Consider the following 11424-nt stretch of genomic DNA (forward strand, 5'->3'; position numbering starts at 1 on the left):
CGTAAGCCAAAAACGCCGCCCGGCTACATTGCGTTGACGCAAAAAACCACAGGACGTGGGGCTTAGTGTTGTTGTTCTAAACAGCAGGTAGCTTGTCAACCGAATACCGTGCTCATGCGTTACGCGCGTAGGAACAATAAAAGCGACGCCTGCAAACTGCATGGCGTCGTTTTTTGTAGGGTGCGCCGTGCGCACCGGGTTTTGAATTGGATTTTCGCAAAATATTGAGCAGGAAACGGTGCGCATGGCGCACCCTACGGGCCTGAAATTTTATCGGGCGCTCATAAAAAATTCTTGACCTTGCGCACCCCGCGCCTGCCCCAGCGACGTGCTGTTCTTTGCGACTGGCTGACACGGTCCAGCTGTACACAACGCAAGTGCGAGCTGATGCTCTGGCCTATGTTCCACAAGGCCTGGGTGATGAGCAAATCCATTTCTGTGGTGAACTTGCCTGTCACTGGCACATTGGTGATGATACGTGGTGTGTGGGCCATGCTGATGCGCCACGCGTCTTCCAGCGTGATGCCACCTGCGGGTTTGGCAAGGTTCCAGTACAGGCTGTCTTCTGTTGCTGATATCAAGCCTTCTTCCTGCAGGCGCAGGCAGATCTTGCGGATGGCATATTTGCTCATGCCGCAGTGTCTTGCCAGTTGATCCAGCCTCACCTCTGCCGGAGCAACGGCGACAAAATGCTCGAGTACCCTGGCCAGTTTGTGGAACATGCCGTATTGCGAGGCGGGTAAAAATTGTGCTGTGCTCAAACTCATGGCTGAATCTCTCTTTGATACTCACTTTGATACTCGTGTTGATACTTTTCAGGCATGGCACATACTGGCAAAGTTTGCGCCATGCAATTCATAAACAATCAATGAGTTACCGCGATCAGTTCACGCTTACCACCCTTATAGGTGTACAAAGTCAACGTCCCATCGCGGATATCACCACGCGCATCAAATGCAATTTCTCCTGTCACGCCACGGTACTTGATCTTTGCCAGTTCTGGCAGGTATTTGGCGGGTTCGGCTGAATTGGCATTTTGCATGGCGGCCACCATGGTCATCACGCCATCATAGGCATAAGGCGCATTCAACACGACTTCATGACCATATTTTTTGCTGAAGTTAGCTTTGAACTTGACCAAGTCTGCCTTTTTGCCTTCTTCTACCCCGCCTGCCTCGGCACAGACCACATTGCCCTCACCAATGCCCTCACCTGCCAGTTGTGCCAGTTCTGTCGAGCAGATACCGTCGCCGCCCATGAACTTGACGTTCAAGCCCAGTTGCTTGATTTGCTTGAGCATAGGGCCGGCAATGGCATCCATGCCGCCAAAGAAAATCAAGTCAGGATTTTTTGACTTGATGATGGTCAGGATGGCGCTGAAATTGGTCGCCTTGTCAGTCGTATATTGACGCGAAACGATCTTGGCAGAGGCGAGTTTACCTGTCGCTCCTTTGACGAATTCATCTGCCACGCCTTGCCCATAAGCAGTGCGGTCATCAATCACAGCGATATTTTTTGCCTTGAGCATTTGCACCGCATAGCGACCCAGCGTGCCACCAAGTTGCCCGTCATTGGCGACCACCCGGAAAGCTGTCTTATAACCCTGCATCGTGTATTGGGGGTTGGTCGCCGAGGGTGATATCTCCGGGATGCCGGCATCGCTGTAAATTTTTGAAGAGGGAATAGTGGTGCCAGAGTTCATGTGACCGATGACGCCATTGACCTTGGCATCCACGAGCTTTTGCGCCACGGTAGTGGCTTGCTTTGGCTCTCCCGCATCGTCTTCTGACAGAAGTTCAAATTTGGCTTTCTTGCCGCCGATAGAGACGCCTTTGGCATTGAGTTCATCCACGGCCATGCGTGCGCCCTCCTCGGTATCTTTACCCATGTGTGCAGACGCCCCGGACAAGGGGCTGACATGGCCTATCCTTACCAGCAGGTCCTGGCCACTGGCATTGCCTGCCAACAGGATGCCTGCAGAAGATGCGGCGGCGATGAGTTTGATGGTCGTGGACATGAGTATTCCTCTCTGAATGGGGTTTAGGTGTTGGTTTTGTTAATTCGGTTTCGCCTTTCGGTAATGAATGATTGTCTGGCGCATCTCAATGCACAAGGCAATAATTCTAAGGGTATGAATTAGCAAGGCTAATGCGTAAAGACAGGCCACGCCCATCGCAGGAGCAGTGACCAAGAGGGAAAAGATGGATTAGCAGGGGTAATACGATTGCGCTTGATCTGTTGTTGCAGCAAGCCAGGAAATCAGACCAGGCGCGCAATACCTGACAAAATACCATTACGCTGTGTTTCAAATTCACGACATTCTTCGGTCAACCAGTCTTTGAAGATATTGACAGACTTTTTATTACCGACATGTTCATTGATGACTAAAAAATAAGCCGCGCTGGCCTTGACGCAGATAGGCACGGTAGGCTGCAACTGCCCCTGGCTGAGTTCATCCAGTATCAATGAAGTACGCGCCATTGCCATGCCCTGCCCATAAGTGGCGGCATTGATGGCCAGGTGCGAGAGATTGTATTGATGGCCGTGGCGCACAAAGTCCTGCACCTCATTATCACTACACTGGGTGGCAATACGCATCCACTCGCCCCACTCGGCATAGGGCGGCGCGTTCTCCCACGGTGAATCATCATGCAGCAGGATGTGCCCGGTAAGATCCGACGCTTGTGACAGCGCCGGGTAGCGCGCGAGGTAATCACTGTTGGCCACCGGCAGCAGGTATTCAGACATCAGCCTGCTGGCATGGTGGTTGCTCTGGTCTGGTCCCTGGCCGTACAACACCAGGATGTCGATGGATTCTGCACTCATCTTCAGCGCATTCATGCCAAACAACTCACCACGCAAGTGGATTTCTATCTCCGGGTACAGCCGCCCAAAACCACTGAGCCTGGGCATGAGCCACATCATCGAGAACGAGGGTGAGGAGCGTATCGCTACACTCTTATTGTTCAGGCTAGGTTGTATCGCCTGTAATTGCAGTTCCAGCTCTTGCAGCAGGCGGTTGACCACCCTGTGCAACTCGCTACCCTCACGCGTCAGCCGCAGGCTGCGCGTCATGCGCACGAACAGGCGCGCCCCTATCTGCTCTTCCAGCCCCTTGATCTGCTGGCTGACCGCCCCCTGGGTCACATGCAACTCCGCCGCCGCCCGCGTAAAACTGAGGTTGCGCGCCGCTGCATCGAAGTATTTGAGTGCATGTAAAACCAGGGGAGTAACAAGCTTTTGGGTGCGCATGGGCAGGCTTTAAAAAGTGGGGCTGGGTTGATTATAAGTTTGAAATGTGCGAACCGGGCTAGCAGAATTATGTCATCGTTTACTGTGAACAAAAGCAGACAACATATGCGCGATCAGCTCTAAAAATGTCTTTATGGCAAAACATTAAAAATACTTCACCAAAAAATCTATTCATAAATCTATTTATAAATCTATTCACTAATCTATTCATATAGAGTAACCTCTACTATGAAAATATCGATATTTTATCTATTCACTCACATCATAAATGCCTAAAAATCAACAACTGGACAAACTCAGGCGTTTGCTCATGCAAGAGCCACAGAAAACCGCCGCCATCCTAGCCACTCTGGACATCAGCCAGCCCACGTTTTCACGCCTGTGGTCTACTGTGAGCGATGGTTTCGTGATAGGAGCGGCCAGGGCCCGCAGCTATGCCTTGTTGCGCCAGGTGGCCGGGGTGGATGCACCAATACCAGTATTCAGGGTGACTGAACAGGGGCAGATCGAATCCATAGGCAACATCGATCCACTGCAAGGCGCTTATTACGCGCTCACAGGCAAGTCCAGCCAGTTGTTCCAGGGCATGCCTTATTTTCTGAGTGACTTGCGCCCGCAAGGTTTCTTAGGCCGCATGGAGCCAGGCAAAAACCCTGACCTGGATTTGCCAGCGGATATCCTGCGCTGGACAGATGAACACGTCCTCAAGTACATTTCACGCCGCAGCGAACATGCAGCTGGCGATCTCATCCTGGGTAATGAGTCGTATGCCAGATATCTCGCCGCTGCAGGCAGGATACATGCATCAGTGATACAAGAATCACAGCGTCAGGCGCTCTACCCTGCCATGGCGGAAAATGCCATGCAGGGAGAACCGCCAGGTTCTTCTGCCGGGGGTGAACAGCCCAAGTTCACCGCCATCATTCAACGACATGCACAAAGCAGCGCAGCAAAAGAAATTGAGCATGTCATCGTCAAGTTTTCACCGCCTGTGGATACGGCAAATGGCCGCCGCTGGGCTGACCTGCTGATCTGCGAACATCTAGCGCTGGAAACCTTGGCAAACAACCAGATTGCTGCCGCAAAAACAGCACTGCTTGAAGCGGGCGGGCGCGTGTTTTTGGAAGTGGTGCGTTTCGACAGAGTTGGCTTGAAAGGCCGCCGCCCCATGGCCACCTTTGCTGCCATGGATGGCGACCTTGGCATGCTAGATCAAAAATGGACGGCTGTTGCCCGCGAACTTGCCCGCATGGGGCAATTGCCAGCAACAGATGAAGAGACAGTTGAAATTCTCGATCTCTACGGCACACTGATAGGCAACACCGACAAACACCATGGCAATATCGCGCTAGCCTGGACATTTGAGCAGCGTCACCATTTACTGCCAGCATACGACATGCTACCCATGTTCTACCGGCCCAACGCACATGGCGAGATCGTGCCGCGGGCATGGGTGGCTGATCTTGCCGCAGGTCTTGAGTTACGCCATCTGCCCAGATGCCATGACATGGCGCATCAATTCTGGACAACGGCATTAAATGACAAGCGCATTTCCCAGGCATACAAAGACGAAGTGGCCGGGCCTCATTTGAATGTGCTGTGTTCCCTGATTAACATGCACAACTGACAGCCACCGTAACTGCTAAAATGCTTTGGCCCTTAAAAGACAAGCTTGCCATTACAAACTCAATATGAGTTCTACCCTGCTTTTTGATATTACACAAACGGCCTGGACAGATACGCTGAATCTGTTTCCAATCATTCCAATGGTCGCTGGTGCCGTCATGATTGGCATTAATAAGTCACGCAAGCGGCAAGGCTTGCCTGCTTACACCTGGAGCTCGCGCTCAGACAAACTTGCCCCTTTTCTACCTTAGTTCTTTCTGGGAGTTGGTGTCTTCTTTACAGCACTGATATTCAAGAACAGTTATTCTGGCTATACAAAACTGTGTTCGGAATATGAAGGAGGAAAATGCGAAGTCATCGAAGGCAAGATTGAGAATCTGGTTTTGCATAAAAAGAAGGGTGACCCGCCAAGTTCATTTGATGTCTGGCCCAAACAGTACCCCTATCGAAGGTGGCTTAATACCGCCGCCTTTCATGTTAGTGGAAGTGACAATGACTCCATCAAAGAAGGTCTGCAAGTCAGGATCACTGATTGCAGCGGTGCCATTGTCAAACTGGAAATCGAGAAAGATGTAACAGCAGCCCAGGCAATCGTGGATACTCCAAACCACCCGCAAGCGACAGCAAAACCCAATAGCCACGCTAATAGGCCTGATTAGAAATTTTCGTTTGCTGAGCAAGGCTGCAAGCCCCCACAATCGCCAGCATCTTGACCACGATGGGGAAATTTCATGCAGGTCTACTCTACCCGCAAACTGACAGTCATGTTGTTGATGGCCGCTATCAGCATCAGCAACTCGGCAATGGCGGGCGAGACGCTGGAGCGTATCAGCCGCAGTGGCAAGATCGTGCTGGCAACCAGGGAGGCGTCGATTCCATTCTCCTACAAGGACAATCATGGCAAACCCCTCGGTTATACCGTCGACATCTGCCTCAAACTGGTCGATGCCATCAAGCTGCAACTGAAGCGGCCTGAGCTGCGTATCGACTATATGCAAGTGACACCGTCCAGCCGTTTCAAGGCCATCACTGATGGTCAGGCGGATCTGGAATGCGGGCCTACCACCAACACCGCAGAGCGCCGTGCGCTGGTGGGGTTTACGATTGCGAATTTTATTGCCAGCGCGAAGATGCTGGTGAAAAAAGATTCTGGCATACGCAACTGGGCAGACTTGCGCAACAAGACCATCGTCACTACGGCGGCCACCACCAATGCCAAATCGATCGCTGCCCGCAACGACGTGGGTGCCTTGCGCATCACCCTGCTGGAAGCGAAGGATGATCTTGAATCCTTCCATCAGGTAGAAACCGGCAAGGCCGATGCCTTTGCGATGGATGATGTGCTGCTGTACGGCCTCAAAGCCATGTCCGCTCACCCGGCAGATTACCAGGTGGTCGCCAGCCCACTGACGGTGGAACCGTATGCCATCATGTTTTCCAAGAACGATATCGAACTCAAGAAGCTCATGGATGCAGAAATGGCCAGGATCATTTATAACGGCGATGTCGAGAAGCTGTATAAAAAATGGTTCAACAATCCCATCCCGCCATCTGGTGTGAACCTGGATATGCCCATGAACGCGTTATTGCGCAATTCGTTCCAGTTCCCGTCTGACAAGGTGGCTGATTGAAGCAAAGAGGTTAGAACTCATTGACTGATCACATCATCAGGCATAACAAAAGCCGGGTCGCGAGAACCGGCTTTTTTATGTTTGACAGCCATGCATTAGAAAAACTAATGGCTGAACATAGAATTCATGGTTTGCCAGCAACATCCCAAAGGGAGATGATGGCCACATCAAACCAATTAAAGCCTACCATGATCAGCTCTTCACCACCCCGCATAGGCATCACCCCTGACCGCAGTGCTGCCGCAAGCGATATCGAGTCCCTGTTCTTTGTACGCCGCAATTATTGCGCGGCAATCAGTGACAATGGTGGTGTGCCACTGGTGCTGCCCTATGACATGGATGCGGTAGAGAATTATCTTGACCAGATTGATGGCTTGCTCATCACCGGCGGCATGTTCGATGTCAACCCTGCCCTGTATGGCATGTCTGCCCGTTATCCAGAAAAAATGGCGCTCAAGGAAGACCGCACGGCATTTGAACAAGCCATGTTGCGCGCTGCCATTGCGCGTGACATGCCGGTGCTGGGCATCTGCGGTGGCATGCAACTGATTGCCGTTGAGATGGGCGCAAAGCTGCTCCAGCACATCCCCTCTGATATTGCCACCAACATAGAACACAAACAGGCTGAAGATTGCGATCTGGCGAGCCATGCCATTCACATCCAACAGGGCAGTAAATTGCGGGCGATTCTGGGGGTAGAAAGCTGCGGGGTCAACAGCCTTCACCACCAGTCCGTTGCATCCTCTACCGACAAGGTCAAGGTCGCAGCAGTGGCCGATGATGGCGTGGTTGAAGCCATAGAAGTACCATCACTGTCATTTTGCATCGGTGTGCAGTGGCATCCTGAATACCAGGTCAATGCGAGCGAAAAAAACCTGTTCACTGCCCTGGTTGTAGCGGCGAAAGATAGTGCCGCACGCCACCGGACTGCGATCAGCGCCTCATTTATTGTTACTCAATAAGTCTATTATGAAAGTTTGTATCATCGGCGCGGGTGTCATCGGCCTCACCACTGCGTATGCACTGGCAAGACGCGGTCATGATGTCAGCATTGTCGAGGCGCACGATGGTGCCGGTGAAGGTGCCAGCTTTGGCAATGGGTCGCAGCTCAGTTACTCGTATGTTGCGCCGCTGGCGGATGCCTCCGTCTGGGCCAGTATGCCTTCTTATCTGTTGAACCCCGATTCGCCTTTAAGCTGGCGTCCTGCTCTTGAGCTGGCGCAGTGGAAATGGCTATGCTCGTTTTTACTCGCCTGTAACCAGCGCAAATCACGGCAGACCACGGCTGAACTTTTGCGCCTTGCATTCTATAGCCGTAACTGTCTGGCAAATTTGCAGGCACAACTGGCGCTGGACTTTGATCTGCGCCAGGCAGGCAAGCTGGTCATGTATTCATCTGACGCTGCGCTCAAGGGTGCGGCTGCGCAAGTCGCCTACCAGGCGCAACTGGGTTGTCAGCAGCAAGTCTTGTCCACCAAGGCTTGCCTGGATATAGAGCCTGCGCTGGCCCATGCAGCCGCCCGCTGGGTGGGTGGTGTCTACACCCCGTCAGAAGATGTCGGTGACTGTGCCCTCTTTTGCAGGCAATTGTCGCAGGCACTGACGCAGCACTATCCGAATGTGAAGTTCCTGTACCGCACCCGGGTCAATGGCCTGCTAGTGCAGGCAGGCAAATTGCAGGCGCTACAAACCAGCCAGGGCGATCTCAGCGCAGATGCCTTTGTGATGGCGAATGGCACGCACGCTGCCACGCTGGCCGCCAAGGCTGGCTTGCAATTGCCAGTGTATCCCCTCAAGGGATACAGCATCACGCTGGATGCACCTGCAACAGATACCAGCCTGCCCATTGTGAGCATCACCGACAGCGCCAGAAAGATCGTGTATGCCCGCATCGGCGAGCGCCTGCGCGTGGCAGGCCGGGTAGAAATCGTTGGGCACGACATGCAGATCAACGCAACACGCGCACAGCGTCTGCTGAAAGAGACGCGAGAGCTCTTCCCTATGCTCAGGGCAGATACTCACGCCATACACCCCTGGGTAGGCATGCGGCCTGCAACGCCAACTGGCATCCCCATTATAGGTGCTTCACCCGTTAGCAATCTCTACCTCAACACCGGCCACGGCGCACTCGGCTGGACCCTTGCTTGCGGCAGTGCCGAGCTGCTGGCCCAGCAAATCGATGGCGAGCAGGGTGCTATAGATTCAACACCTTATCAATACTAAGCGATATGAAGGACACATCATGCAAGTCATCACTAACGAACAAGTCGCCTCACTGTTGACAGTCAAGGAGGCTATCACCGTCATGCGCGAGGCCTTTGCACACTATGCAGTGGCAGGTGCCATGCAAGAACGGGTACGCATAGACAGCGGCAAAACCAAGCTCAGCGCCATGGGTGCCATCATCCCCGGCCTGAATGCTGCCGGTGCCAAGATTTATTCCACCATCAATGGCAAGTTCACCTTTGTCATCGTCTTGTTCGCGGCTGACGATGGCCGCCTGCTGGCCGTAATGGAAGGCGACACCATGACAGAATTCCGTACCGCTGCCGTCACCGCAGTCGCTGCCGACAAACTGGCCAGGCAAGATGCCAAGATCCTGGCCATCTTTGGCACTGGCATACAGGCGCGCGCCCACGTCCCAGCCCTGCTCGCCGTGCGCAACTTCAGCGAAGTACTGGTGGTCGGTATAGAAGGCCAGGATGCCTTCGCCCAGCATATCACTACCCAATACGGCATACCCGCCCGCGCCACCAGCGCCGCTCAAGCCGCCAGCCAGGCCGACGTCATCCTCACCGCGACACGATCAACCACACCGCTGTTTGATGGCAATGCCGTCAAACCCGGAGCCTTTGTCGCCGCCATCGGATCCAGCAAACCAGATACCCGCGAAGTCGATGATGCCCTGATACGCCGCGCCAGCAAAATCGTCGTTGAATGGAAAAAACAGGCCGCCTATGAGGCAGGTGATTTGCTCCTGTGCGACCAGAACAGCGTTGCATGGGACGATGTGCTGGAGATGACTGACGTGGTGCAAGGCGCAGGCACACGCAGCAATGAATCCGACATCATTCTCTACAAGGCCATAGGTGTAGGGCTTGAAGACGTGGCGCTGGCGGAGTTTGTTTATCGTAAGCTGGCTGGGTAAGTTCCTGGTAGGGTGCGCCGTGCGCACCATCGTTGATTTTACTCAGCGATTTGGAAGCACAACCGGTGCGCACGGCGCACCCTACGCGTTGATGGTCGTTCCCCCTCAACGGACTTTGCTCACATGGATCGCAGCCTGCGCTGGGATGACGACTTTGAGAATACGGTTGAATTAAAACCAGAAAATTTGATCATCCACTATCGTAGCAATGTCATTCCAGCGCAGGCTGGAATCTAGTGGCGTTCGTCGCATTCGTCTAGCGCTGTTACAAGCACGCAAGCCGCCCACCTGTCATTAGTGAAGCAGGGGTATTGCAATACGCCGCATGTGCTGACATAAAAAAAGCAAATCGCACACCCTGCCATACGGGCTACCATTGCGCCAGCCCTGTTCCCATCTCACCTGGCATGCTCAATCTTCTCCTCATTGTTTACATTTGCCTGTTCGTACGCCTGTTCAGCAACGCTGCGGCAGGTCGGGCGGCTGGTGTGCGGGTGCTGGAAATAGCCATAGGCGCTGGACCAGTGCTGTTCAGGTATCAAAAATTTCACTGAAACTCCTCCCTCTCAGTGGCTATGTCAAATTTCTTGACACCCAGGAACGCCCGAGTTTTGTGATGATCGCCCGCACCGCGATGGCATCAACCCTTGCTGAAGGTGTCAGTGCCGCGTAGGCATGGGCATGGGTGGTGCGCTGCTTGCGTTGGCAGCCTTGCTGGGCTTGCAGGGCGTTTTGCTGGCTTTGCCTGTGCTGTTTATCGCGCTCAAGGTATTGGGTGGAATTGACCTGGCATATCTGGGTTTCAACATCTGGCGTGGTGCGGCTGAGCCCTTGCAGATTGCCGCCACTGAAGTATCGGGTGAACGCAATTTGCGCAGATCGCTGTTGCTGGGGCTGACTACCCAGGTCAGCAATCCCAAGACATCCATCGTCTATACCAGCGTGTTTGCTGCCTTCATGCCGCGCACACAAAGCCTGGCGTTTGATATATTGCTGCTGGCTTGTGTCTTTTGCATAGAGGCGAACTGGTATGCGATAGTCGCAGTCGTCCTGTCGTCAGAGAAACCGCGCACGACTTACTTGCGTTACAAACAATGGCTGGACCGCGCTGCCGGTGGCGTCATGATGGCATTGGGTATCAAGCTGGTAGCATCGGCACGTTAATACCTGGCTTGCCTGTTGCACATAACTTGCACATCACAAAAGACGCTTCATCGCGAATGATGAAGCGTCTTTTTTTCAGACCTGATATTGCCTGCTGCTACAACCCTGCAACTTATTTTGTTGCTGGTGTTGCTGTCTTGCCTGTGCCTGCTGTGGCAACTTTAGCTGTATCAGTTTTGACTTCCGCTTTTACTTCTGGCTTGACTTCTGTTTTCACTTCAGTCTTTGCCTTGGCATGCTTTTCATGAACGGCGTGCTTGATGTGCTTTTCATGTTTCTCTACTGTTTTTCCTGCTGCTGCCGTGTTGACTTCTGGCGTTGCCGGAGTCCCTGCCGGCGTAGTTGCAGGTGTAGTTGTTGCAGTAGTGTTTGTTGCCATTGCAGTCGTCGTTACGGCCTTACCCGCTGGTGTTACTGTGCTTGCTGCAACAGTCGCTGGAGTTGCTACCGTCACTGCTGCTGTTGCTTTTGCTGGCGTAGTTGCAGGTGTCGTCGCAGGAGTTTGTGCAAATGCGCTACCCATCAAAACGGTAGAAGCGATCAGGGCGGTAATGAGTTTGTTCATGATAATAATCCTTAATATGTCTGTGAGCGATTTGTCTG

Annotated in this window: 12 protein-coding genes; 6 read left to right on the forward strand and 6 right to left on the reverse strand. The window is 53.2% G+C overall.

Annotated elements, in window-relative coordinates:
- From ACO0LG_RS29310 to ACO0LG_RS29325, 4 genes are all read right to left on the reverse strand, one after another.
- Positions 1-246: hypothetical protein (locus ACO0LG_RS29310; RefSeq protein WP_423032115.1), on the reverse strand; the 246-nt coding region annotated here is incomplete at its 3' end.
- Positions 247-281: 35 nt separating this feature from the next.
- Positions 282-767: a hypothetical protein gene (locus tag ACO0LG_RS29315; RefSeq protein ID WP_423032117.1), complete on the reverse strand. Its 486-nt coding sequence runs from the start codon at positions 765-767 to the stop codon at positions 282-284.
- Between the two features lie 98 nt (positions 768-865).
- Complete coding sequence (locus ACO0LG_RS29320; protein ID WP_423032119.1) at positions 866-2017, reverse strand: branched-chain amino acid ABC transporter substrate-binding protein; 1152 nt, start codon at positions 2015-2017, stop codon at positions 866-868.
- A gap of 242 nt (positions 2018-2259) precedes the next feature.
- The gene (locus tag ACO0LG_RS29325; protein ID WP_423032121.1) at positions 2260-3252 is read right to left on the reverse strand and encodes a LysR family transcriptional regulator; all 993 of its coding nucleotides are present in this window, start codon (positions 3250-3252) and stop codon (positions 2260-2262) included.
- Positions 3253-3520: 268 nt separating this feature from the next.
- On the opposite strand from ACO0LG_RS29325, the gene yjjJ reads away from it, so the two are divergent.
- From yjjJ to ACO0LG_RS29350, 5 genes are all read left to right on the forward strand, one after another.
- On the forward strand, positions 3521-4879 hold the full coding sequence (gene yjjJ, locus ACO0LG_RS29330; RefSeq protein ID WP_423032123.1) for a type II toxin-antitoxin system HipA family toxin YjjJ: 1359 nt from the start codon (positions 3521-3523) through the stop codon (positions 4877-4879).
- A 730-nt stretch (positions 4880-5609) separates the two neighbouring features.
- Positions 5610-6509, forward strand: coding sequence for an amino acid ABC transporter substrate-binding protein (locus ACO0LG_RS29335; protein ID WP_423032125.1), 900 nt, complete (start codon positions 5610-5612; stop codon positions 6507-6509).
- A 158-nt stretch (positions 6510-6667) separates the two neighbouring features.
- On the forward strand, positions 6668-7471 hold the full coding sequence (locus ACO0LG_RS29340; RefSeq protein WP_423032127.1) for a gamma-glutamyl-gamma-aminobutyrate hydrolase family protein: 804 nt from the start codon (positions 6668-6670) through the stop codon (positions 7469-7471).
- Between the two features lie 7 nt (positions 7472-7478).
- On the forward strand, positions 7479-8732 hold the full coding sequence (locus tag ACO0LG_RS29345; protein WP_423032129.1) for a D-amino acid dehydrogenase: 1254 nt from the start codon (positions 7479-7481) through the stop codon (positions 8730-8732).
- A gap of 19 nt (positions 8733-8751) precedes the next feature.
- Positions 8752-9657, forward strand: coding sequence for an ornithine cyclodeaminase family protein (locus ACO0LG_RS29350; RefSeq protein ID WP_423032131.1), 906 nt, complete (start codon positions 8752-8754; stop codon positions 9655-9657).
- Between the two features lie 398 nt (positions 9658-10055).
- On the opposite strand, the gene ACO0LG_RS29355 is transcribed toward ACO0LG_RS29350, so the two are convergent.
- On the reverse strand, positions 10056-10208 hold the full coding sequence (locus ACO0LG_RS29355) for a hypothetical protein (RefSeq protein WP_423032133.1): 153 nt from the start codon (positions 10206-10208) through the stop codon (positions 10056-10058).
- 130 nt (positions 10209-10338) lie between these two features.
- Here ACO0LG_RS29355 and ACO0LG_RS29360 point away from each other — a divergent pair, with 130 nt between their 5' ends.
- On the forward strand, positions 10339-10821 hold the full coding sequence (locus ACO0LG_RS29360; protein WP_423032135.1) for a LysE family translocator: 483 nt from the start codon (positions 10339-10341) through the stop codon (positions 10819-10821).
- A gap of 112 nt (positions 10822-10933) precedes the next feature.
- On the opposite strand, the gene ACO0LG_RS29365 is transcribed toward ACO0LG_RS29360, so the two are convergent.
- The gene (locus ACO0LG_RS29365) at positions 10934-11386 is read right to left on the reverse strand and encodes a hypothetical protein (RefSeq protein ID WP_423032137.1); all 453 of its coding nucleotides are present in this window, start codon (positions 11384-11386) and stop codon (positions 10934-10936) included.
- Positions 11387-11424 lie beyond the last annotated feature (38 nt).

Origin of the sequence: Undibacterium sp. Ji42W (assembly GCF_049340405.1) — a bacterium.
GTDB lineage: Bacteria > Pseudomonadota > Gammaproteobacteria > Burkholderiales > Burkholderiaceae_D > Undibacterium.